Source organism: Kitasatospora sp. NPDC127111 (genome assembly GCF_042677465.1).
Taxonomy (GTDB): Bacteria; Actinomycetota; Actinomycetes; order Streptomycetales; family Streptomycetaceae; genus Kitasatospora.
Genome location: NZ_JBHXTG010000050.1, coordinates 40,358 through 63,190 on the forward strand (window position 1 = coordinate 40,358; position 22,833 = coordinate 63,190).

At 72.8% G+C, this 22,833-nt stretch carries 20 protein-coding genes and 1 pseudogene; 9 read left to right on the forward strand and 12 right to left on the reverse strand.

Translation table 11 applies throughout. The features are described 5' to 3' along the window. Window positions 1-246 precede the first annotated feature (246 nt). The 3 genes from ACFVHB_RS26500 (at window position 247) to ACFVHB_RS26510 (ending at window position 2,792) form a co-directional block, all read left to right on the forward strand. Window positions 247-1,011 (forward strand): SDR family NAD(P)-dependent oxidoreductase, encoded by a 765-nt coding sequence (locus tag ACFVHB_RS26500; protein WP_380327215.1) that lies wholly within the window; start codon window positions 247-249, stop codon window positions 1,009-1,011. A gap of 213 nt (window positions 1,012-1,224) precedes the next feature. After that, on the forward strand, window positions 1,225-1,821 hold the full coding sequence (locus tag ACFVHB_RS26505) for a TIGR03086 family metal-binding protein (RefSeq protein ID WP_380327217.1): 597 nt from the start codon (window positions 1,225-1,227) through the stop codon (window positions 1,819-1,821). Window positions 1,822-1,937: 116 nt separating this feature from the next. Next, complete coding sequence (locus tag ACFVHB_RS26510; RefSeq protein ID WP_380327218.1) at window positions 1,938-2,792, forward strand: hypothetical protein; 855 nt, start codon at window positions 1,938-1,940, stop codon at window positions 2,790-2,792. Window positions 2,793-3,004: 212 nt separating this feature from the next. Here ACFVHB_RS26510 and ACFVHB_RS26515 read toward each other — a convergent pair whose 3' ends face one another. From ACFVHB_RS26515 to ACFVHB_RS26535, 5 genes are all read right to left on the reverse strand, one after another. Further along, a complete protein-coding gene (locus ACFVHB_RS26515) occupies window positions 3,005-3,772 on the reverse strand; it encodes a MerR family transcriptional regulator (RefSeq protein ID WP_380327220.1) in 768 nt (255 codons plus the stop codon). Between the two features lie 118 nt (window positions 3,773-3,890). Continuing rightward, the gene (locus ACFVHB_RS26520) at window positions 3,891-4,178 is read right to left on the reverse strand and encodes an antibiotic biosynthesis monooxygenase family protein (protein ID WP_380327222.1); all 288 of its coding nucleotides are present in this window, start codon (window positions 4,176-4,178) and stop codon (window positions 3,891-3,893) included. A gap of 165 nt (window positions 4,179-4,343) precedes the next feature. Beyond that, window positions 4,344-4,826 (reverse strand): (2Fe-2S)-binding protein, encoded by a 483-nt coding sequence (locus tag ACFVHB_RS26525; protein WP_380327224.1) that lies wholly within the window; start codon window positions 4,824-4,826, stop codon window positions 4,344-4,346. A gap of 26 nt (window positions 4,827-4,852) precedes the next feature. Beyond that, window positions 4,853-7,252, reverse strand: coding sequence for a molybdopterin cofactor-binding domain-containing protein (locus tag ACFVHB_RS26530; protein WP_380327226.1), 2,400 nt, complete (start codon window positions 7,250-7,252; stop codon window positions 4,853-4,855). Between the two features lie 260 nt (window positions 7,253-7,512). Continuing rightward, window positions 7,513-9,405 (reverse strand): DNA/RNA non-specific endonuclease, encoded by a 1,893-nt coding sequence (locus ACFVHB_RS26535; RefSeq protein ID WP_380327228.1) that lies wholly within the window; start codon window positions 9,403-9,405, stop codon window positions 7,513-7,515. Window positions 9,406-9,628: 223 nt separating this feature from the next. On the opposite strand from ACFVHB_RS26535, the gene ACFVHB_RS26540 reads away from it, so the two are divergent. Further along, complete coding sequence (locus tag ACFVHB_RS26540) at window positions 9,629-10,291, forward strand: LuxR C-terminal-related transcriptional regulator (RefSeq protein ID WP_380327230.1); 663 nt, start codon at window positions 9,629-9,631, stop codon at window positions 10,289-10,291. A 178-nt stretch (window positions 10,292-10,469) separates the two neighbouring features. Here the strand turns inward: ACFVHB_RS26540 and ACFVHB_RS26545 are convergent, their stop codons facing one another. Next, complete coding sequence (locus ACFVHB_RS26545; protein WP_380327232.1) at window positions 10,470-11,207, reverse strand: VOC family protein; 738 nt, start codon at window positions 11,205-11,207, stop codon at window positions 10,470-10,472. Between the two features lie 185 nt (window positions 11,208-11,392). Here ACFVHB_RS26545 and ACFVHB_RS26550 point away from each other — a divergent pair, with 185 nt between their 5' ends. The 3 genes from ACFVHB_RS26550 to ACFVHB_RS26560 all read left to right on the forward strand — a co-directional run bounded on the left by ACFVHB_RS26550 (window position 11,393) and on the right by ACFVHB_RS26560 (window position 15,927). Beyond that, window positions 11,393-12,739, forward strand: a complete 1,347-nt coding sequence (locus ACFVHB_RS26550; protein ID WP_380327234.1) for an MFS transporter — start codon at window positions 11,393-11,395, stop codon at window positions 12,737-12,739. Between the two features lie 175 nt (window positions 12,740-12,914). Further along, on the forward strand, window positions 12,915-14,534 hold the full coding sequence (locus tag ACFVHB_RS26555) for an alpha/beta fold hydrolase (protein ID WP_380327236.1): 1,620 nt from the start codon (window positions 12,915-12,917) through the stop codon (window positions 14,532-14,534). A gap of 217 nt (window positions 14,535-14,751) precedes the next feature. Next, window positions 14,752-15,927, forward strand: a complete 1,176-nt coding sequence (locus ACFVHB_RS26560; protein ID WP_380327238.1) for an alpha-hydroxy-acid oxidizing protein — start codon at window positions 14,752-14,754, stop codon at window positions 15,925-15,927. Between the two features lie 69 nt (window positions 15,928-15,996). Here ACFVHB_RS26560 and ACFVHB_RS26565 read toward each other — a convergent pair whose 3' ends face one another. The 6 genes and pseudogenes from ACFVHB_RS26565 to ACFVHB_RS26590 form a co-directional block, all read right to left on the reverse strand. Beyond that, a complete protein-coding gene (locus ACFVHB_RS26565; protein ID WP_380327240.1) occupies window positions 15,997-16,416 on the reverse strand; it encodes an SRPBCC domain-containing protein in 420 nt (139 codons plus the stop codon). Next, window positions 16,413-16,727: an ArsR/SmtB family transcription factor gene (locus tag ACFVHB_RS26570; protein WP_380327242.1), complete on the reverse strand. Its 315-nt coding sequence runs from the start codon at window positions 16,725-16,727 to the stop codon at window positions 16,413-16,415. Before ACFVHB_RS26570 ends, ACFVHB_RS26565 begins: the two co-directional genes overlap by 4 nt. A 135-nt stretch (window positions 16,728-16,862) precedes the next feature. After that, window positions 16,863-17,012: pseudogene (locus tag ACFVHB_RS26575) on the reverse strand (NAD(P)/FAD-dependent oxidoreductase); the annotation flags it as partial. Window positions 17,013-17,185: 173 nt separating this feature from the next. Beyond that, window positions 17,186-17,974: an ABC transporter permease subunit gene (locus ACFVHB_RS26580; RefSeq protein WP_380327244.1), complete on the reverse strand. Its 789-nt coding sequence runs from the start codon at window positions 17,972-17,974 to the stop codon at window positions 17,186-17,188. After that, window positions 17,971-18,918 (reverse strand): ABC transporter ATP-binding protein, encoded by a 948-nt coding sequence (locus ACFVHB_RS26585; RefSeq protein WP_380327246.1) that lies wholly within the window; start codon window positions 18,916-18,918, stop codon window positions 17,971-17,973. The genes ACFVHB_RS26580 and ACFVHB_RS26585 overlap by 4 nt, the downstream gene beginning before the upstream one ends. A gap of 385 nt (window positions 18,919-19,303) precedes the next feature. Then, window positions 19,304-19,657: an STAS domain-containing protein gene (locus ACFVHB_RS26590; protein ID WP_380327248.1), complete on the reverse strand. Its 354-nt coding sequence runs from the start codon at window positions 19,655-19,657 to the stop codon at window positions 19,304-19,306. A gap of 358 nt (window positions 19,658-20,015) precedes the next feature. On the opposite strand from ACFVHB_RS26590, the gene ACFVHB_RS26595 reads away from it, so the two are divergent. Together ACFVHB_RS26595 and ACFVHB_RS26600 are read left to right on the forward strand one after the other, a co-directional pair. Further along, entirely contained in the window at window positions 20,016-21,521 is a 1,506-nt protein-coding gene (locus ACFVHB_RS26595; protein ID WP_380327250.1) for an amino acid permease, read from the forward strand. Window positions 21,522-21,589: 68 nt separating this feature from the next. Beyond that, window positions 21,590-22,813, forward strand: a complete 1,224-nt coding sequence (locus ACFVHB_RS26600) for an arginine deiminase (RefSeq protein ID WP_380327252.1) — start codon at window positions 21,590-21,592, stop codon at window positions 22,811-22,813. The last annotated feature ends 20 nt before the right edge of the window (window positions 22,814-22,833 follow it).

The window sequence follows — 22,833 nt, forward strand, 5'->3', positions numbered from 1 at the left end:
TACTTCCGGGAGGTCTACTGCCTTCCGGGAGGCTCCTCCTGCCTGACGGGGGCTCCGGCGTGCGCCGGGGGGCGGCGCGGCGGCCGGGCGCTCACGGGGGCTGACGGGGGTTTGCGGGGGCGTCCGGGAGCGTCCGGGAGCGGGTTGTTGAACGTTGAACGCGATGTCCGAATACCGCCGGACTCGCCCGCCCCGTTGGCCGAGGATCGAGTCATGTCCGAGAACGAGACAGGGAGTTCAACCGATATGACGACTGTGACCACGACCGTGACCGCGAAGCTCGACGGCAAGGTGGCCCTGGTGACCGGCGGCAGCCGGGGGATCGGGGAGGCGGTCGCGCTGCGGCTGGCCGAGGACGGCGCCGACGTCGTGCTGACCTACCAGGGCAGCGCCGAGCGGGCCGAGGCGGTCGCGGCCAAGATCACGGGAATGGGGCGGCGTGGCTGGGCCGTCCGGGCGGACAGCGCCGACCCGCAGGCGGTCCGGGCCGTGGTGGCGGCGGTGGCGGAGCGCTTCGGCCGGCTCGACATCCTGGTCAACAACGCGGGCGTCGGCGTGCTCGGCCCGATCGAGGAGATCGCGCTGGACGACGTCGACCGGGTGCTGGAGGTCAACGTCAGGGCGCCGTTCCTGTACGCCCAGGCGGCCTCGGCCCACCTGGCCGAGGGCGGCCGGATCATCACGATCGGCAGCTGCATCGCCAAGCGCGTCGCCTTCCCCGGCGGTTCGCTCTACTCGGCCAGCAAGGCCGCGATGATCGGGCTCACCAAGGCGCTCGCCCGCGAGCTGGGGCCGCGCGGGATCACCGTCAACGTGATCCACCCGGGGCCGATCGACACCGAGATGAACCCGGCGGACGGCCCGTCGGCCGAGTTCCAGGCCTCGCTCACGGCCCTCGGCACCTTCGGCCGGGTGGGTGACATCGCCGCCACCACCGCCCACCTCGCCGGTGAGGACGGCCGCTACATCACGGCCGCCGAGATCGCCGTGGACGGCGGCTTCGCGGCATAGGGCGCGGCCCGCCGGCCCTGACCCGCCAGGCGGCAGGCGGCCAGGCCGGCCGGCCGGAAGGCAGTCAGGTAGGTGGGCCGGCCGGTAGGAAGGTGGTCGGCTAGGCAGACACGGCAATCGGCCCGGCGCGTGTTGCGCCGGGCCGGTCGTCGGTGGTCCCGTTTACGATCGGCCGGTCCGAGCACCTGTCCCGCATCCGAAGAGGTGTCTGCCATGACCGCAGCGGAAGACCCGATCGACCTGCTCGCCCGGGCCCTCGCGCAGACCGCCGGCCTGATCGACGGCGTCGGCACCGAGCTGGCCGGCCACCCGACCCCCTGCCGCTCCTGGGACGTCGGCACGCTGATCAGCCACCTCCTCTTCGACCTGAGCCAGTTCACCGTCCGGGCGAACGGCGGCAACCCGGACTGGTCGCAGTCCTTCGAGCGGGTCGAGGACGACTGGCTGCACCGCTTCGAGGCCGGCGCCGAGGAGCTGGTGGCCGCCTGGCGCAACGCCGGGGACCTCACCGGCGTCATCGAGATCCCGAACGTCGGCAAGCTGCCCGCCCGCTTCCCGGTCGACCAGCAGATCGCCGAGTTCGCCGTCCACGGCTGGGACCTCGCCCGCGCCACCGGCCAGTCCACGGACGGCCTCGACCACGAGGTGGCCCGCGCCTCGCTGGCCTGGGCCCGCGGCGCGCTGCGCCCCGAGTACCGCGGCAGCGAGGAGGACGGCCTCACCTTCGGCCCCGAGGTCACCGTTCCCGACGACGCCCCGCTCTACGACCGGCTCGCCGCCTTCTTCGGCCGGGACCCGGGAGCGTGGTGACCGGGCCCTGCCACTCCGCTCCCGAAGGATCCTGACGTACCATCAACTTATCTCTGAATAGCGGAGATTGGCTGATCAGGCCGGTTCTCCTGTGCCAGCATGTCTGCCGGCCGCGGATGGCGACCACCGCCTGGTCCGGCGGTGGCGGCAGCGCCGCGACCTGGACGGAGAGAACGTTGATGCACGGCAAGTACGCTCGACCGGCCCTCGGTCTGTCCGCCGCTCTGCTGCTCGCGGCCTGCGGCAGCGGTGGCTCGGGCGGTGGCGCGGGGGCGGCAGTCGGCTCCTCGGCCCCGGCCGCGGCGGCGGGTTCGGGTGCGACGGCGGCGGCCGGTGACCCGACGGGGGCGCCGGCGGGTGCCCCGCCCACGAGTGCGAAGCCGCCGGCCGCGCCCGCGCGGCTGCTCGGCAAGGCCGAGGTGCGGGCCGCGCTGCTCGGCAGCGGCGACCTGAGCGGGTACACGGTGATGGAGATCCCCTTCGAGGTGGGCAAGAGCGATCCCCTCCCCACGCGTCCGGCGGACTGCCAGCCGATCGAGAACATCCGCACCGGGAAGGTCCGGCCGGCCCCGGCGGCGTACGGCGGCGTCAACCTCATGCCCGCCAAGGAGGCGGACCCGGCCGTCGGCGCCGGCGTCTTCCTCGGCAGCTTCGAGGGTGAGGGTGCCCACCAGGTGCTGTCCGCGCTGAAGACCGCCCTGACGACCTGCACCCACTACGAGGGCGGCATCCCCAGGCCGGGAACCGTCGCGGCGCTGCCCGCCCCCGCCCTCGGTGACGAGGCGGTCTCCTACACCCTCACCAGCGGCGGCAAGGCCGAGGAGCTCGTCGTCGTCCGGCAGGGCGGTGTCGTGGCGGTCTTCGCCCCCAGCCCCCTGACCCCGGCCGCCGCGGCGGGCGGCGCGCCGGCGAAGACGCCGCCGGACGTGCTCACCCGGCAGCTGGAGAAGCTGCGCAAGGCGGCCGGCTGAGCGCCGTGCCCGGCCGACGCCGATGCCGAGGCCCTGGGGGGCGTGGGTCGACCGGGGCGGGGTGCGTGCGGCCTCCACCTCGTGCCGGGCCCAGCAGCACGCTGCCGGAGCGCCGCTGGAGCGCGGGAGCCCCGGAGCAGAGGTCGACGCCTCGGCGGCACCGCCCCGACGAAGGCCCCGACAGGTGGTGGCAACTGCCGGGGCCGTCCGGGTCAGGCGAGCCGGGTGTCCGCGTACGCAACGATGGCGTCGCGCTGGTACTCGGCGAGACCGGCCGCGATCTGCTCGTACGCCGCGCGCCACCGCTCGTCGGCGACGCACGCCTCGCCGATCGCCGCGAACTCCTCCGCGCCCATCACGTGGACCTGCGCCATCGCCCGGTACTGGGCGGCCACCTCGACCAGGACGGCGGGGTCGTCGGCCGGCGTCCCGGCGACCATCAGCTCGGCCAACCGGATCATCTGCGCGGTCCGCTCCCGCTGGCCCTGCTCGATCTCCTCGGGGGTCATCGAGGCGGCCAGCCGCTGCGAAGCCTCCGTCAGCTCGGGCCAGGTCTCCCGCACCTCGTCGCCGAAGGAGTCCTCGCTCGGGTTGAAGCCCTCGAACAGGTTCTCCGGACGGTTGATGTTCGGCATCGTGTTGTCCTCCTTCGCTCTCTGCAGTTCGGCGATGGTGCGGGCCACCGTCCTGGTCAGGATGTCGAGGCGCTTGCGCTCCTCCACCAGCCGCTGGTGGTGTGCGCGCAGTGACTCCAGCTGGTCCGCCTGCTTGCTGAGGATCCCGCCGATCTCGCGCAGCCCGAGCCCCAACTCCCGCAGCACGAGGATCTGCTGCAGTCGCAGCAGCTCGCCCTCCTCGTAGTAGCGGTGCCCGTTGAGGCCGATCCACGCGGGTCGTAGCAGCCCGATCTCGCTGTAGTGCCGCAACGTCCGGGCGGTCACGCCCGACATCCGGGCGACCTCCGCGATCCGCCAGGCCATCGCCCACTCCTTCTCGCCGTGGGCCGGTTCGTTCCGTCCCTGGTTCGACCGTAGGCGTTGACGCTGCGGCAACTTCAACCCCGGAGCGACACCGGTCGCGGGCGTCACGGCATCACCGTCACCGTGACACCAGGAAGTGGACCAGGCGGGGCTTGACCTCCAGATCGCTCAGACCGTCGGGCGTCGCGCCCAGCTCGCGGGCGGTGTCGGCCGTCGCCCGGAACGCCTCCTCGGACTCGAACGCGCCGGTGGTGACGACCGCGTCGCCGTCGGGCGTGGCCCAGACTCCGACGGACAGGAAGCCCGGCTGCTTCCGCATGACGTCGGCGACCTGGTGGCAGCGGCCGACGAACTCCTCGAAGTGCTCGGGGGCCGGGTAGTGGTAGGCGACGAATCCGTATGCCATGACGCTGTCTCCTCTGCCTCATCCGCTGTGTACGGTGGCGTACAAGGCCGACGCTAACACCCTGTTATACGGTGGCGCACAGGTCGTGGGGATGAGACGCCTGGCTCTCGCGAGGGAGAGGATCCACCCCGGCGGGAGCACCCGTGGACGGCCGGACCCCGTCGGCTACGAGGCCGGGGGCGTCGGCTGCCGGGCGCTGGTGGCGGCGGCCTGCTTGATGGCCTCGCGGATGCGGGGGTAGGTGCCGCAGCGGCAGATGTTCTGGATCTGGTCGATGTCCGCGTCGGTGGGGGAGGGGGTGCGGCGGAGCAGGGCGGCGGCGGTCATGATCTGGCCGGGCTGGCAGAAGCCGCACTGGGCGACGTCGCAGGCGAGCCAGGCCTCCTGGACGGGGTGCAGGGTGTCACCGTCGGCGAGGCCCTCGATGGTGGTGACCTGCCGGCCGGCGCAGTCCTTGACCGCGACGGTGCACGGCTGGAACTCCTCGCCGTCCAGGTGGCTGGTGCAGGCGCGGCAGACGCCGACGCCGCAGCCGTACTTGGGGCCGGTGACGCCGAGCTTGTCGCGCAGCACCCAGAGCAGGGGCATGTCGTCCGGGGCGTCGACGCTGACCGGCTGCCCGTTGAGGACGAAGGTGTGGGTGGGCATGGCGGGGGCGAAGTCCTTCGGAGGGCTCAGAAGTTGACGGGGAAGGAGCGCGGGCTGGTGCCGGTCGCCCGGGCGTAGGCGTTCGCGACCGCCGCCGAGGCGGCCGGGACGCCCAACTCGCCCGCGCCGCCGGGCGGTCCGCTCGGCGGGAGCAGGTGGATCTCGACCGACGGCGGGGTGTGCCGCTGGCGGGCGTAGTGGAAGTCGGCGAAGCTGCCCTCGCGGACGGCGCCGTGGTCGATGTGGTTGCCGGCCTGCAGGATGACCGAGATGCCGTCGATCAGCGCGCCGGTCAACTGGGCCTCCAGACCGCGGGGGTTGATCACCAGGCCCAGATCGGCGGCGATCACCGCCTTGGTGACGCGCGGCTGCTTCGGGTCGGTGGCGTCGAGCTCGACCAGGTAGGCGACGCGCCCGCCGTTCTCGTCGTGGTACCCGATGCCCTGGGCCTGGCCGGCGGGCATCGCGCGGCCCCAGCGGCCGGCCTGGGCGACCTGGTCGAGCACGGCGCGCCCGGCGGCGTCGCGCACCCGGGCCCGGCGGAAGGCGAGCGGGTCCTGGCCGAGGCGGTGGGCCAGTTCGTCCATCATGATCTCGTCGGCGACCCGCACGGTGCCGGAGTAGACCGAGCGCCAGCTGCCGGTGTGCACGTCCAGCGGGACTTCGGCGAGCAGCTGGGTGGGGATGCCGACGTCGTACGGGTTCTTCTCGCTGAGCAGGAAGAAGGCCTGGGCGAGGCTGAGGCCGGCGAGCGAGAGGTCGAAGCCGGCGGCGGTGAGCGCCTCGCCGAGGCCGTGCCGGAAGTCGGTCCGCACGGTGGCGGCCCGGTGCTCGTAGCTGATCACCTGGCCGAGGCCGTAGGTGGCGCGGATCCGGTGGTGGCTGGCGGGGCGCATCCGGCCGTGCCGCATGTCGTCGTTGCGGGTCCACATCAGCTTGACCGGCCGGCCGGCCGCCCGGGAGACCTGTGCGGCCTCCAGTGCGGCGTCGAAGAACAGCCGGCGGCCGAACGAGCCGCCGCCGCGCACCACGTGGACGGTGACGGCGTCCTGCGGCAGGCCGAGTTCGGCGGCGATGGTCTGCTGGGCGACGATCGGGGTCTGGGCGGCGAACCAGACCTCGGCGCGGCCCGGGCGCACGTCGGCGACGGCCGTCAGCACCTCCATCGGCGCGTGGTTGACGAAGGCGAAGTCGAACTCGCCGTCCACGTACGGGGTGAGCAGCGGGGGGACGAGGAACGGCGCGTGGGCGGCGCGCAGCCTGGCCCGGATGTCGGCGTCGGACAGCGTGGCGACCGGCCCCGGGTTCCAGCTGGTCCGCAGGGCGTCGCGGGCCTTGAGCGCCTGGTCGAAGGTCTCGGCGAGCACCGCGACGCCGGTCGGGATGGTGACCACGCCGAGGACGCCGGGCATCGCCCGGGCGGCGGAGGCGTCCAGCGACCGGAGGGTGCCGTTGATGGTGGTGGGGCGGGCGACCACGCAGGGGACGGCGCCCGGCACGGCGAGGTCCCCGGCGTACCGGGCGCGGCCGGTGACGATGTCGCGGGCGTCGATCCGGCCGGTCGGCCGGCCGACGAGGCGTCGCTGCTCGGGTTGCTTGGGCGTGGCGGGCACGGACGGGACGGCGATCCCGGCGGCCGCGGCGGCGAGTTCGCCGTAGCCGGCCCGGCGGCCGTCGGGGGCCAGGACGGCGGAGTCGGCGGTGCGCAGGGTGTCGGCCGGCAGCGACCAGCGGTGGGCGGCGGCGGTGACCAGTCGGGCCCGGGCGGCCGCGGCGGCGGCGCGGACCGGGTCGTACAGCGAGCGCACCGAGTTGGAGGCGCCGGTGAGCTGGTTGAACAGCAGGTCGGGGCGGCCGTCCGAGAGCGGTACGTCGACGTCGGTGAGCCGGGCGTCGAGCTCGTCGGCGACCAGCATGGCGATCGCGGTGGTCAGCCCCTGGCCGACCTCCAGCCGGGGCAGGTGCAGTGCGGCGCGTCCGTCGGCGGTGACCTCCAGCACCAGCAGGTGGGAGGTGGGAAGGCCGGCCAGGATCAGCGCGTCACCGAGGTCGAGGACGTCCGGGATGCCGGGCAGGCCGAGCAACCGGGGCGCGGCGGTGGGCTGTTCGGCCGGTGCCGCGGCGGTCCGGACGGCGGCCCGGGCGGCGGAGGGTGCGGCGGCGTCGAGGCCGAGGCGGGCGGCGACGGTGAGGGTGGGGGCGGCGAGCAGGTAGGTGAGGAAGCGCCGCCGGTCGGTCGCGGCCCGATCGTCGCCGGCGTCGCCGGTGTCGGCGGGGGCGGGGGTGGCGGTGTCGGCGGGGGTGGCGGTGCCGCCGTCCGAGGGTGCGATGGAGGTGCTGATGGGAGGAGCCCTTCGAGCCGGTGACGGCTCCGGCCGGGCGGGTCTGGGCGGCCCCGGTGCCGGATCGCGAACGCGGACGAGCATAGGAGGGGGCTATGGGCCGGTCAACACGGGCAGTTCGGGCCGGAACGGGCATCTGAGCGCATGTCGGATGGGTGGGCACGGACGGCGGCGGTGCGGGGGCGGCGGTTCGGGTACCGCCGCCCCGGGTGGCGGGGAGTGGGTGCTCGTCCTGGTGTGCCGCCTTCGTCCGTCGGTTCAACTCCCCTTTTCGGCAGGGCCGGTTCAGTCCGTCGGTGCGGCTCCCGGTCGATCGTGCCCGTTCAGGTCGTCGGTCCGGTCGGTCAGCTCCAGTCGATGTCGGCGAGCGAGGCCAGCGGCTGCCGGTCCGTCAGGACCTCCGGCACGACCAGGGTGTCGGCCCGGTGCAGCTCGGGGTCGAAACGCAGCTTGGTGCGGTCCTCCAGTTCGGTGAGGTTGACCTGGAACACCCGGAACTCGTCGAGGTCGAGGGCCTCCAGCTGTTCGAGGTTCTGGGTGAGCAGGAAGGCCTTGGCACGGAGGTTGCCGCCTTCCGAGAAGGCGATCACCTTGTAGAACTCCCTGGGGATCCGGACGCCGCGGAACAGCCGGTCGTCGTCCTGGAAGACCGGTCCGCCGAAGACGCTGATCCGCAGGTGGTCGACGTCGACCTCCTCGTAGACGGCGTCCTCCAGCCGGCCCCAGAGCCCGTTCCTCTTGCTCTGGTTGAAGTCGTCCATCTGCGGGGTGATGTTGGTGTAGAAGAACGAGTCCCGGTTCGCCTTCTCCGCCTCGACGTCGCTGCCCCAGGTCAGGTCGGCCCGACGGGCGATGTGCCCGCGGTCCAGCCGGTTGTCGCGGTACAGCTCGTTGCCGACCTGGTCGTCGGGCGGGACCACGGGGTCCTTGACGAACTGCTTGCCCTTGCGGTTGAGCTTCTTGATCGTCGTGCCGTCGACGTTCCAGGCGACCCAGAAGGCGAACCGCCGGGACACGCTGTGCGCGAGGGAGAAGTGGGTGTGGCGGATGACCTCGGAGCCGTTGACCCGCACCGCGTCGTGCTCGATCTTCGGGTGGAGTTCGGGTGTCTGGATCGGCTTCACCAGGAAGCCGGGGTCGTAGCCGTCCAGCGTCGCCAGTGCCTCGGGCGTCGGCGGCTCCAGACCGATCTCCAGCTTGTCGAACACCGAGCTCGGCAGGCAGGCCAGGGCGTGCTCGTCCGGGCTGTCCTTGGTCTCGCCGCCGAAGTGCAGGCCCGCGATCACGTCGGTCGCGGCGTCGCTCCGGTCGGTGAACATCCAGACCGCGCCGGAGTCGCCGGGCATGCTGACCTCGCCGTTGGCCGGCGGGAGGTCGGGGTCGACGCCGATCTCGAAGCAGCCGATCTCCCGCTCGCCGACCGTACCGCCGTAATCGATCTTGGCGGTGACCTCGATGCGCCGCACCAGGCCGTGGGTCACCCCGGTGGTCCGGCCGCTCTTGACCACCTTGTCCCCGAGGGCGGCGTGGCCGAGCTCGTGGGGCACGACGTCCAGGTCGAGGATGGTGCGGTCGAAGCGGCGCTGGGTGAGGGAGGCCACCGCGCAGTCGCCGGCGGTGCCCAGGTGGGAGCGGACCAGCTTGCCGACGTGGTTCAGCGCGACCCGGTTGTCGTCACGCGCGCCGGGCTGGACGACGTCGTCGCCGATCACGCCGTCCGGCGTGTTCAGCACGTGCCAGTTGCTGAGCACGTAGGCGGTGCCGTCCCTGCGGTCGAAGACGATGCAGCCGGCCGTTCCGGCCATGCCCGTCGTGCCGGGCGGAATGCGGATGTTCCCGATGCTGATGCCGGGAACGATCGGGTCGAGGCGCTTCCGGCGGTCCTGGGGGTCGCCCTCGGGCTCGTCGATGATCTCGTAGTGCGGGTGGTACCTGCGTTCGAGGACCTCGGTGGGCACCTGGACGCCGTCCACCGTGACGGACGCGGGCAGCTCCTCGGTGCCCAGCGCCTCCAGTTCCTCGGGGGCGGAGACCTTGCGGTCCACCGTGAACTGGAGTGCCACCTCGCCCTTGCGCAAGCCCTTCGTCCGGTAGCCGATGCCGATGGAGGTGACGTTCGGATCCTGGAGGTAGGCCGCTCCCTCGGAGCGGATGTACTGCCTGAGTGACGAGATGAGGCTGTCCTCCTCTACGGTGCGTGCGGGCCTGGGTAGCCGGGAGCCGTTGTTCCTGGACATGGCGATCTCCCTTCGCGGGGTCACTCCCGGTCCCAGTCTCGACCGGCGGGCCGGAGCCACGACAGGGTGGAACTACCCACCGTCACCGGGGTGGTCCCGCCCCGGCACGGGGCCGCGCGGCCGCCCGGCGGTGGCCGCTCCGTGTGCGGTCGTTCCGGGTGCGGGGTGGGCAGGGACGGCGAAGACTGGAACCGAGCGGGGCCGTGAACGTCCGGGGTCATGCATGAACGCCGATGCCGTGAACGCCGATGCCGTGGGCGCCGACGCCAAACGCGTCGCCGTCGTCGGCGACTGTCCCCTGTTACGCCGCGGCCTGGTCGGGGTGATCGAATCCGCGCCGGACCTCGTCCTCACCGTCAGCGCGCAGTCCGTCGCCGAGGCCGAGGGGGCGCTGGAACCCGGCGACGTCGTCCTGCTCGACCTCCAGCTCCAGCCCTCGCTGCTCTCGGCCGCGATCGGCCGGCTCGCCGGGCGGGGCACGGAGGTCCTGGTGCTCCGCAGTGGCCCGCGGGACGACGTCGCCCAGGCGATGCGCGCCGGCGCCCGCGGCTGCCTGAGCCGGCAGGCCGGTGAAGCCGAACTACTGGTGGCGATCAGCCTCGCCGCGGCCGGCTGCGCCTACGTGTCCGCGGTGCTCGCGCTGCCCCCGGACGACGAGGTGGCCGGGCGGCTGACCGACCGCGAGCGGCAGATCCTGGAGCTGGTCGCCGGGGGCGAGACCGACCACGGCATCGCCGAACGGCTGGGGATCAGCGAGCACACCGTCCACTCCCACCTGGACCGGCTGCGCGACAAGGTCGGCTCGCGACGGCGGGTCGACCTGACGAGGTTCGCGATCATGCACGCCATCGTCCCGAAGGAGCGGCACGACGGGCCGGACGCGTAGCCGCGGGTGTGCCGCAGGTGTGCCGGGAGCGGGGCGGGAGCGTGCCGGGAGTCGACGGATGGCCGCGGAGCGGGCCGTCCCCGTCTCTTCGGGGGATGCGCCGACGCCCTGCGCTCCCCGCCGCCGGCCTCGGGCCCACGGCCGGAGCCGCCGGCCGAGGTCGGCGAGGTCAGCGAGCTCAGCGAGGGGAGAGGAGGCAGAACTCGTTGCCCTCCGGGTCGGTCAGGATCCGCCACGAGATGGCGGACTGGTCGATGCCCGGGTCGGAGGCGCCCAGAGCGCGCAGCCTGGCCTCCTCGGCTGCCGGGTCGTCACCGGGGTAGGGGCGGATGTCCAGGTGCACGCGGTTCCACCCGCTCTTGGTGTCGGGCGTGCGGACGAACTCCAGGTAGGGGCCGACGCCCTGGGCGGAACGCATGGTCGCGTGGTCGTCGGCGACCTCGTGCACCGTCCAGTCCATCGCCTCGCCCCAGAACCGGGCCATCGCCCGTGGGTCGGCGCAGTCGACCACGACCGCGGCGATCGGCCCGGTGTCCCGGTAGATCTCCCGGGGCTCCAGGACGCAGAACTCGTTGCCCTCCGGGTCGGCCATGACCGTCCAGGGGACGTCGCCCTGCCCCACGTCGGCGAGCGTCGCGCCGAGGTCCTTCAGGCGCGCGACCAGCTCCGCCTGATGGGCCGTCGAGGTGGTGGCCAGGTCGAGGTGCACCCGGTTCTTCGCCGTCTTGGGCTCCGGGCGGGCGATGAGGTCGATGCAGACGGCCGTGGGGTCGGGGTAGGCGAAGCCGACCGGTTCGAGGTTGGTCACGCCCGGCCCCTCGCTGTCGACACCCCACCCGAGTGCCTCCGCCCAGAACCGGCCGAGCGCCGAGTCGTCCCGGGCCTTCATGTTGATCTGCACGAGTCTTGTCGCCATGCCGCCGATCCTAGGAGCTGCCGCCGCGGACCGACAACCAAGATCGGCATCCGTGGCCGGGTCGAAGTGGACCACTGTTCCGTGCGGTGGATGGACCTGTCCGGTGGTCCACCTGGTCCTTAGGATGAACATCATCAGCCAGGAACAGGGCGGCCCGAGGGCGGCCGCGACCTCGGGGGGATCAGTTGTCCACACGTCTCGTACCACCGCCCGGCGCGCAACGGACCGTCGCGGCCGCCCAGTTGGCGAGTGCCATCGGTGACGGCGCGTACTACACCTGCTCGGCGCTGTACTTCACCCACGTCATCGGCATGTCGGCCACCCGGCTCGGTGCCGCCCTGGCGGTGGCCTGGGCGATCGGCTCGGTGGCGGGCGTGCCGCTCGGCCACCTCGCCGACCGGCGCGGGCCGCGCGGCACGGCGGTGCTGCTGGCGTTCGCCACCGGCGCGGTGGTCGCGTCCTTCCTGGTGGTCCGCTCCTTCCCGGCCTTCCTGATCGCGGTCTGCCTCTACGCCACCACCCAGTCCGGGCTGTCGGCCGCCCGGCAGGCGCTGGTCGGCGGCCTGGTCGCCCGGGCGGAGCGGACCGCGCTGCTGGCCCACCTGCAGTCGACCCTCAACGCCGGCCTGGCCCTCGGCGCCGCGCTCGGCGGCATCGTGCTGAGCGTCGGCAGCCGCACGGCCTTCCTCGCCGCGTTCGCGGCCACCGCCGCCGGCTTCCTGGTCAGCGGGCTGATCCTGCTGCGGCTGCCCGCCGTACCCGCCGTGCCCGCGTCGGCCGCCGTAAGCGGGCGCTCGGACGCCGGGCCGCGGCTGGCCGTGCTCTCGGACCGGCCGTACGCCGTCGTCACCCTCGTCAACACCGTGCTGCTGCTGCGGATGCCGCTGCTCAGCCTGGTCATCCCGCTCTGGATCGCCGCCCGGGCGGAGCACCTCGGCTGGCTCGGTCCGGCGCTCTTCGTCCTCAACACCGCGGTGGTGATGGGCTTCCAGGTCCGCGCGGCGCGCGGCGTCACCGGACTGCGCACCGCCTCGCGCGCCGTCCGCGACGCCGGGGTCCTGCTGCTCGCCTCGTGCGTGGTGTTCGCCCTGTCGGCCGGGGACGTGCCGCTCTGGGCGATGGCCGCCCTGCTGGTGGTCGCCGCGACGCTCCAGGTGGTCGGCGAGATGAAGCAGTCCGCGGGTTCCTGGCAGATCAGTTTCGACCTCGCCCCCGCCCACCAGACCGGCCAGTACCAGGGCTTCTTCGGCTCCGGCGTGGCGGTCGCGCGCACCCTCGGGCCGCTGCTGCTCACCACCCTGCTGCTGGACTGGGGCGCGCCCGGGTGGCTGCTGCTGGGCGGGCTCTTCCTGGCGGCCGGCTGCGCGATGGGTCCGGCGGTCCGGTGGGCGGAGCGCCGCCGGCCGGTCGCGGCGTCGGAGCCGGCCGCGGTGGCCGAACCGTCCGCGGTGCCGGAACCGTCCGCGGTGCCGGATTCGGTGGTGGTGTCCGAACCGTCCGCGGTGGCGGAGTTGGCGCGGGCGCGCTCCTGAGGCGAGGCCGGGTGCCCGGTCACGCCGCAGTGGAATCCGTACCAAAGCATCCGTCAGGCCCACGAATCGCCGGGCTGATGACGACTGACCAGAAGAATCTACGGTGGTTCATGGTCTTCCCCTTCCGGGCACCGCCTGCCAGGCTGGCCGGGTTTGCTGAACCGGAGGAGGTTACGTGTCCCGCATTCCCAGTCTGGCGTTGGCCGTTGCCAGCGCGTTCGCCCTCGTCGCCGGCACCGCCGTCGCGGCGTCGGCCGCGCCCGAACCCCCCTCGGCCGCGCCGGCCGCCGAGGCCCGGGTCGAGCCGGTCGCCTGGACGCCCTGCAATCCCGACCCGACCAAGCCCGACCCGGGGATCTACGACTGCGCCGTCTACCCGGTGCCGCTGGACTACGACAACCCCTCCGGCGAGAAGATCGGCATCGCGATGATGCGCCGCCGCGCCGCCGACCCGGCCAAGCGGATCGGCTCGCTGTTCCTCAACCCCGGCGGCCCCGGCGGCAGCGGCTACCTCTGGGCCACCACCACCCGGTTCGGCAAGGACGTCCAGGACCGCTTCGACCTGGTCGGCTTCGACCCGCGCGGCGTCGCCCGGAGCAACCCGCTGAAGTGCTTCACCACCGACGAGGAGGCCGCCGCCGTCTTCGACCGGCAGGTCGGCGTCCCGGTCACCAAGGCCGAGGTCGACGCCACGCTCGACGCCACCGAGGACTACACCGACGCCTGCTCCCGCAACGCCGGCCCGCTGATCGAGCACATGTCGACCGAGAACGTCGTCCGCGACCTCGACCGGATGCGCCGGGCCGTCGGTGACAAGCAGCTCACCTACGCCGGCTTCTCGTACGGCACGCTGATCGGCGCGACCTACGCCGGCATGTACCCGGACAAGGTCCGCGCGGTGATCATCGACGGCAACGTCGACCCCAACCTGCGGCTGCACAACGGCGTCGAGTACGACCGGCAGCGCGCCGCCGGCTTCGAACTCGCCCTGGACGAGTTCCTCAAGCGCTGCAAGGCGGCCGGCGCCCCGCGCTGCGCCTTCGGCGAGGGGGACACCCGGGCCAAGTTCGACGCCATCCGCGACCACCTGCGCACCAGCCCGGTCACCCTGCCGAACGGCACCCAGGTGACCCTGTCCAGCTTCACCAGCCAGGTGGCCAACGCCCTCTACGCGCAGAGCCGGCAGGCCCCGCTCGCCAAGTCGCTGCAGGCCCTGCACGAGGTGCTCCAGTCGAAGGGCGCGCCCGCTCTGGCGGCGGCCCCGCAGGCCTCCACCGAGGACGCGAACACGCTGGCCGTGACCGTCCCCTCCGCGCTGCGCGAGGCCCTTCCGGAGACCCCGTACAGCGCCGACGACTCGTACTACGGCGTCAACTGCCAGGACAAGCCGTACCCGTCGAACCCGAAGGTGTTCGCCAACCTGGCCCGCGCCTGGGAGAAGGAGTCGCCGACCTTCGGCCGCTACCAGGCCTTCGACGCGCCCGCCTGCGCCAGCTGGCCGGCCCCGGCGCGCGACGCCGAGCGCTACTCCGGCCCGTGGAACCGCGGCACCGCCAACCCGGTCATGGTGATCGGCAACCTCTACGACCCGGCCACCCAGTACAAGTTCTCCCAGAACATGCAGCGCCAGCTCGGCAACGCCGTCCTGGTCAGCGTCGACGTGGTCGAGCACTGCGCGGTCGGCCGCAGCGCCGAGCTGGGCAAGCTGGTCACCGATTACCTGGTGAACCAGCACGCGCCCGCGCCCGGCCAGCTGCTCAAGCCCGACGTGGAGGCCTTCCCGCCGGTCGCCTGACGGCCGGTCGTCGGAGGCGGCGCCACCGGTTCCGGAGTCCGGGTGCCCACGGCGGGTGGGTACCCGGGCTCCGGCCTTTCTTTCTTCACGTCCGATCCACGGGGCTGACACCCGCCCCCGGGGGTTCGGCAGGCCGGGGCGGCCGCCGCCGGGACCGGCCCCGGGACGGCGCAGGCGCGGGTGCGGGTGCGGGTGCGGGAGAGGACGGCGACGGGTCATGACGGGGCAGCAGTTCGGCGATTACCAGAACGAGATCTACCTCGACGGGTTGTTCGGCCGGCAACCCGGCCTGCCGATGACGTTCGCCGACCTGGCGGCCCGCGCCGAGGCCGCGCTGTCGCCCTCGCTCCGGTCGTACGTGGCCGGCGGCGCGGGCGGCGAGCACACCCAGCGGGCCAACACGGCCGCCTTCGAGCGCTGGGGCCTGGTGCCCCGGATGATGGTGGGCGCCGCGCGGCGGGACCTCACGGTGGACCTTTTCGGCCTGCGGCTGCCCTCGCCGCTGTTCCTGGCGCCGGTCGGGGTGATCGGGCTCTGCGCCCAGGACGGGCACGGGGACCTCGCCGCCGCCCGGGCCGCCGCCCGCACCGGCGTGCCGATGGTGGCGTCCACGCTGAGCGTCGACCCGCTGGAGCAGGTCGCCGCCGAGTTCGGCGACACGCCCGGCTTCTTCCAGCTCTACACCCCGGCCGACCGTGCCCTCGCCGAGAGCCTGGTCCACCGCGCGGAGGCGGCGGGCTTCCGGGGCATCGTGATCACCCTGGACACCTGGGTCACCGGCTGGCGCCCGCGCGACCTCGCCACCGGCAACTTCCCCCAGCTGCGCGGGCACTGCCTGGCCAACTACACCTCCGACCCGGTCTTCCGGGCCCGGCTGGCCAAGGCCCCCGAGGAGGATCCGGCGGCCGTGGTCCGCGAGTGGGTCGGCGTCTTCGGCAACCCGCTGACCTGGGACGACCTGCCCTGGCTGCGCTCACTCACCGATCTGCCGATCCTGCTGAAGGGCATCTGCCACCCCGAGGACGTCCGGCGTGCCCGCGACGGCGGGGTGGACGGGATCTACTGCTCCAACCACGGGGGCCGGCAGGCCGACGGCGGCCTGCCGGCCCTCGACGCCCTGCCCGGCGTGGTGGAGGCCGCCGACGGCCTGCCCGTCCTCTTCGACTCCGGCGTCCGCGGCGGCGCGGACGTCGTCAAGGCGCTCGCCCTCGGTGCGACGGCGGTGGGCGTCGGCCGCCCGTACGCCTACGGCCTCGCCCTCGGCGGGACGGACGGCGTCGTCCACGTCCTGCGCTCACTGCTCGCCGAGGCCGACCTCCTGATGGCCGTGGACGGCTACCCGACCCTGGCCGACCTCCGCACCCCCGGCGCCCTGCGCCGGGTCGGGGGCTGATCGCCGCCGAACCGGCAGTGCCGGGCGGGCGGTGCTGAACGGCCCCCGCGTCGTGACGTCGGCCGGTCGCTACGGGGTCGGCGCGGCGAGGACCGGCTCGATGCGCCGCAGGACGTCGGGCCATCCACGCCCCATGCCGTCGAGCGCGGCCTTGCCCAGCGGGGAGTCCAGGTCGAAGCCGGCGTGTTCGAGGAGCAGGCGCGTGCCGGTCCCCTCCGGGAGCAACTGCCAGGTGATCGTGGTGTCCAGCGAGCCCGGGGCGAAGCTGTAGCGGAGCAGCCGCTCGGGCTCGACGGCGAGCACCTCGCACGCCTGCTGTCCCCAGGGCCCCATGTCCAGGGTGAAGCGGTGGCCCACGACGGGCCGCACGTCACCGGCGGCCCACCACTTCGCGTGCAGGTCGGGGTCGGTCAGGGCCCTCCAGACCGCGGAGGGCGGATGGGCGATGAACTGGTCGCAGCGGATGGTGGTCGGGTCGTCGGTGGTCACGGGTTCTCCTCGTCGATCAGGTCGGCCAGCGCCGCCATCCGGCCGCGCCAGTAGTGCTCGAAGGGATGCAGCCAGCCGTCCACCTCGGCAAGCGGCTCCGCCTCGAGGTGGTAGTAGCGATGCCGTCCCCTCGGCTCCTCCCGCACCAACCCCGCGTTCCTGAGCACCGACAGGTGCTCGGAGACGGCGGACCTGCTGAGCGCGAACCGGCCGGCGAGATCACCGGCCGCGCTCGGACCGTCCCGCAGCGCCTCCAGCACCCCGCGCCGCACCGGATTGGCCAACGCGCTGAACACATCGACTGCTGCCATGCCCACCACTATGTGTCGGAGAACTCCGACATGTCAACTTTCTCCGACGCATCCATGGGGCTAGTGGGACCGGGGACGCCGGCCTCGGTGGCCTCCTGGTGTGGTTCCGGGCGGCTCCGGGGTGCTCGTCCCGGCTCAGACGTCGCGGAGGGGGATGCCGGGATCCGTCAGCCGGTCCGCGTCGACGACCCGCTTCGAGCGGACCAGGTCGCGGATCGGGTCGGTGACGTCCCAGATGTCGACGTTCATGCCCGCCAGGACGCGGCCGCCGGAGAGCCAGCAGGCTGCCCCGCATCCAGGCGGAGGCGCGCGCAGCCCTGCGGACGGCCCTGGGCCGGGTGGCCGCGCTGGCTCCGAAGAAGCTCGTCATCGGGTGGCTACTGGAACACGAGCGGATTGGCGAGGCGTCAGGTGCCGCTTCCGATGGCGGTCCCCGTGGGTTGTCCGGTGGTCGGGCGTCAGTTGCCCTGGGCAAGGTCCCGGCGGTTGAAGCCCCAGATTCCGATGGCGGTGAAGGACAGGCCGAGTCCCGCCAGCAGTGCGCAGTGGATCCACTGGATGCCGTTCTTGAGCGGTTCGCCGCCCAGGTACCAGTGGAACGGGGACCAGTACTGGATCCAGTGCAGGCCGTTGACCTGCGGGAGGAAGGAGTCGCACAGGTAGGCGACGATGGTCACGTAGGCGCTGCCGGTGATCGCGTACGTGCGGCGGCCGGTGTACGCGCCGATCCCGAAGGCGATCGAGGCGAAGCAGCAGCCGAAGAGCGTCAGTTGGAAGGTCATGGCGGCCAGGTTCGCCGTGCTGAGCGCGGCGAATCGCGCGGGCACCCGAAGGGCGAGTTCCGCGAGCAGCAGTACCAGGCCGGCCAGGACCGCGAGCCAGCGTGACAGGGCCAGCGTGACCCGGCGAACCGGGTGCGCCATGACCAGGTCCAGCGTTCTGGCCTCCTCGTCGCCGGCGATCGCCCTGGTTCCGGCCGCGGTGGCGAAGACGGCCAGCAGGACCGGCACGAGCAGCCCGAAGACCGTCGAGCCGAAGTAGCCGGCCGCGGTGCCGTAGTCCTCCATGTGGAAGGCGTCGCGCATGGACTTCGGGAACGAGTTGACCGCGGTGGCCAGGCCCGAGCCGCCGCCCATGACCGGCCACAGCGAGGAGTACATGGCCGCGACCGCGGTGATCGACAGCGCCCAGCCCAGGAATCCGCGGCGGTTGTCCGTCAGGTGTTCGCGCAGGACTGCGATGTTCACGATGCGACGCCCTTCGATCCGTTCCCGTGCGAGCCGTGCTCGTAGAAGGTGAAGAAGATCTCCTCCAGCTCCGGCTCCTGCGCCAGCAGACTGGTCGCCTCGAACCGGGCGGCGGTCTTCAGCAGGGCATCCGGACTCCCGGTCAGGATCGCGTGCAGCACGCTCCCGCCGTCCGGCGCGTCCGTGACGGAAACGTTCTGCAACTGCGGCAGCGCCTCGAACGTCCGGGCACCCACGTTGCCGCGAAACGCGATCTCGATCGTGCGGTGCGCCGACTGGCGCAGCTGCTCCACGTCCGCGACGGCGACCAGCTCGCCCTCGCGGATGATGCCGACCCGCCGACAGGTCTGCTGCACCTCGCTCATCACGTGCGAGGACATGAAGACGGTCTGCCCGTTGGCGTTGGCCTCCCGCACCATCTCGACGAACCGCTGCTGCAGAAACGGGTCCAGACCGCTGGTCGGCTCGTCGAGCACCAGCAGCTCCGGGGTGTGCATGAACGCCTGCACGACGCCGACCTTCTGCCGGTTTCCCTTCGACAGGGTGCTGATCCGGCGGGTCAGGTCCAGGTCGAGGCGCTCAGCGAGTTCGCTGATGCGCGCGGCCGGGACGCCGCCGCGCAGGTCGCCCAGGTAGGTCAGCGCCTCACGGCCGGTCTGCCGGCTGTCGATGCGGAAGTCCCCGCCGAGATAGCCGATCCGGCCCCGCGTCTTCGCGTTGTCGCGCGGATCGGCGCCCAGTACCCGTAGCGTCCCGGACGTGGGCCGGATGAGGTCGAGCAGCAGGCGGATCAGCGTCGTCTTCCCGGCACCGTTGGGGCCGAGGAAACCGAACACCTCTCCGCGCTGCACGGTGAGGTCGAGGCCTACCAGGGCGGTCTTGCCGGTCCGCGCGTTCCCGTACCGCTTGACCACCCCTGTCGCTTCGACGGCGGCGTCGGTCATTGATCTGCCCTTCTGCCCGTGTCCGTCACAGACCGTTGTCCGCTCCGAACTCTTCGACGAGATCCGGCACCCGTTCGGCGATGAACGCGAAGAAGTCCCGTGTGACGCATACCCGTTGCGCTTCGGGCCGGTCCTCACCGCCGATCGGCCCGGTGGCCTCGCCGAGCCGAGCGCCTCGAGGTTGCCCGGAGCTGCCTGCCGTTCACCGTCCCGGTGATCGGGCAGTGGGGCAGCACCTCGTACGTGTGCCGCGCTGACCCGGCCGGGCCACGCACCGCGCGAGCACGGCGCCGTCCGGAAGGCGCGTGCCGGTGGGCATCGATCCCTCGGGAGGCTCGGTGCCCGTCTCCGCCGCAAGATTCGCCGCGGTGGCGCGTCCGGTCGTTCAGGCGGCAAGGAAGTCGCAGGCCAGCTGGTGCTGCACCCCGAGCAAGCGGAGTACGCGGGCGGGTTGTGCGGGGATGTGCTGCAGACGCAGCTGTTTGCCCTCGGCGCGGGACAGTCGGTCCAGACGCAGGAAGAGGTTCACCCCGGAGCTGTCGCAGAACTGAAGGTCGCTGAGGTCGAGTGTCAGCGCCCGGTCGGCACCGCGGAGGGAGCGGACCAGGAGGGGGGCGATCCGGGCGGCCGTGTCGAGGTCGAGTTCACCGCTGACGCGCACGGTCGCCGTCGTCCCGGTGCGGGCTGCGGCAAGGCCGGCCGGCGCGGCGTGGGTGTCGGTGTCCTGGCATGGGCTCATGGTGAGAGGTCCCGTCGAGGGGCTGTGCTCCCAGGAGGGGGCGGCAGCGGCGGATGGGGTACGCGGAACCAAGCCAACCGGACACCTCGGGCCGGCCCGAGGGCCAGGTGGGCCCTTGCACCCCAGCCACAAGACCCCATCGGAACCGCGACGCAGCGAAGCAGGGCGCGGACACGAGGGGCCGGTCGACCCGGGACCGGGCGGGACCCATGGGGGCGGTATCCGGGACGGCCGGGTCCGAGGTGAGGGACTGTCGGCCCCTGGGGTACGGCAGGGCCGTGCGCAGAGGATCTTCAGCGACGGGCGGTCGAACGGACCGGCCCACGGATTTTTCGCACATCGGCAAAGGAGCCGCTTCATGTCAGCGCTCGATCGCGGGAGACGATCAGGGACCCCGGACGGCACGCGGGCCCGGCAGGAGCGGTCGTTCGGGCTGCCCGCCGCGACCGCGCTGGTCGTCGGCAGCATCATCGGGACCGGGGTGTTCGCCCTGCCCTCGGCGCTGGCGCCGTACGGGCCGATCGCGCTGGTGGCGTTCGTGCTGGTGACGGTGGGTGCGCTGGCGCTCGCCGTGACCTTCGGGCGGCTGACCGAGCGGTCCCCGGGCAGCGGTGGCCCGTACGTGTACGCCCGGGAGGCGTTCGGCGAGTTCGCGGGCTTCCTGACCGCCTGGTCGTACTGGATCACCGCCTGGGCGGGCAACGCGGCCATCGCGGTGGCCTGGGTGGGCTACGTCGAGGTGTTCGTCAACAAGGGCCACCACACCTGGGCGTCCATCGTGATCGCCCTGGTGGGGCTCTGGGTGCCCGCCGTCGTCAACCTCGCGGGCGTGCGCAGCATCGGGGCCTTCCAACTGGTCACGACGGTGCTGAAGTTCCTTCCGCTGGCGTTCATGGCGACGGCCGGCCTGCTGTTCGTGAAGTCCGGGAACTTCGGGGCCTTCAACGCGAGTGGAGGCTCGGCGCTCGGCGCGGTCTCCGCTGCGGGGGCGATCGCCCTGTTCAGTTACATCGGGCTGGAGACGGCCTCAGTGGCCGCCGGGCGGGTACGGGAGCCGAAGCGCAACGTGCCGCGCGCCACCGTCTACGGCACGCTGGCCTGCGCCGGGATCTACCTGCTCGGGACCCTGGCGGTGTTCGGGACCGTCCCCCACGGTCAACTCGGCTCCTCCACCGCACCGTTCTCCGACGCCGTGAACAACATCGCGGGCGGCAGCTGGGCGGGCGACCTGGTCGCCCTGGCGGCGATCGTCTCCGGGACCGGCGCACTCAACGGCTGGACCCTCATCTGTGCCGAGATGCCGATGGCCGCGGCCAAGGACGGACTCTTCCCGGCGGCGTTCACCAAGGTGCGCGGACGCGGCGAGGTGCCGGCCTTCGGCATCGTGTCGGCGACCGTCCTCGCCTCGGTGCTCACCGTCGTCAGCTACACCGGCTTCACCAGGGTCTTCACCGAAATCGTCCTGCTGAGCGTGCTCACCGCGGTCATCCCGTACCTGGTCTCCGCCGCCGCCCAGCTGTTCTGGCTGGTGCGCCGTGGCCGGGAGGAACTGGACCGCCGGCGCTTCGTCCGGGACACCGTCGTCGCGCTCCTCGCGCTCGCCTTCTCGTACTGGTCGATCCAGGGCAGCGGATACCAGACCGTCTACTACGGCCTGTTCACCATCCTGCTCGGCATCCCCGTCTACATCTGGCTCAAGCGACCCCAGGGCGAGCGCGCCGCCATCGGGCGGACCGGGGAGGACGCCTCCCCGGTCGGAGCACCGGCCGCCACCGCACAGCTTCCGCAGGCCGCCCGGGCGGCCCGTCCGGTCGGCCTGCCGACCATCCTGCGCCGGGCGCTGACCCCGCGCCACCTGCACTGAGCGCCACCTGCACCGAGCGCCACCTGCACCGAGCACCACCTGCACCGAGAACGAGGAGCGAACCCTCCATGTCCACCCTGCGTGTCGATTCCGAGGCCGGCCGACTGCACCAGGTGATCCTGCACCGACCGGGCCTGGAGCTGTCCCGGTTGACCCCGCGCAACGTCGACGAACTGCTGTTCGACGACATCCTGTGGGCCAAGCGCGCCCGCGAGGAGCACGACGCATTCGCCCAGGTGCTGCGCGACCACGGCGTCCGCGTCCACCACTACGCCGACCTGCTCGCCGAGACCCTCGGCATCCCCAGCGCCCGCGCCTGGCTGCTCGACCGGGTCGTCACCCCGGCCGCGGTCGGCCACGCCCTGATGGACCCGGTCCGGGAGCTCTGCGAGCAGCTCGACGGCGAGACTCTGACCGGCTACCTGATCGGCGGCGTCCTCAAGGACGACCTGCCCCTGCGCAACCCGCACAGCCTGCTCTGGCACACCCTCGGCGACCAGGACTTCGCCCTGCCGCCGCTGCCCAACCACCTCTTCCCGCGCGACAACTCCTGCTGGATCGGCGGACGTTACAGCCTCAACCCGATGGCCCGCCCGGCCCGACGCCGAGAGACCCTGCACACCGCGGCGATCTACCGCTTCCACCCGCTGTTCGCCGAGACCGCGCCCCCGCTGCTCGACGGCACCAGCCCGACCCCGGGCCTGAGCCTGGAGGGCGGCGACGTCCACGTCCTCGCCCCGGGAGTGGTCATGGTCGGCATGGGCGAGCGCACCACCGCGCAGGCCGTCGAAGCCCTCGCCCAGCAGCTCTTCGCCACCAGCACCGCCCACCGCCTGATCGCGGTGCGACTGCCCGAGAGCCGCGCCTTCATGCACCTGGACACCGTGCTGACGATGATCGACCGGGACGCCTTCGTCATCTACCCGGGCCTGGCCGACGGGCTGCGCGCGTGGACCCTCACCCCCGCCCCCGACCGACCCGCCGGCTTCGACGTCGCCCCGGACACCGACCTCGCCGCCTCGCTCGCCGAGGCCCTCGGCCTGGACAAGGTCCGCTTCCTCTCCGCCGAGCAGGACACCCGGGCCGCCGAACGCGAGCAGTGGGACGACGGCAGCAACTTCCTCGCCCTCGCCCCGGGCGTCGTCGTCGGCTACGAGCGCAACACCACCACCAACACCCACCTGCGCAAGCAGGGCGTCGAGATCGTCACCATCGCCGGATCCGAGCTCGGCCGCGGCCGCGGCGGCCCGCGCTGCATGAGCTGCCCCATCCAGCGAGACCCCGCCAACTGATCACCCTCCGGAAGAGGAAT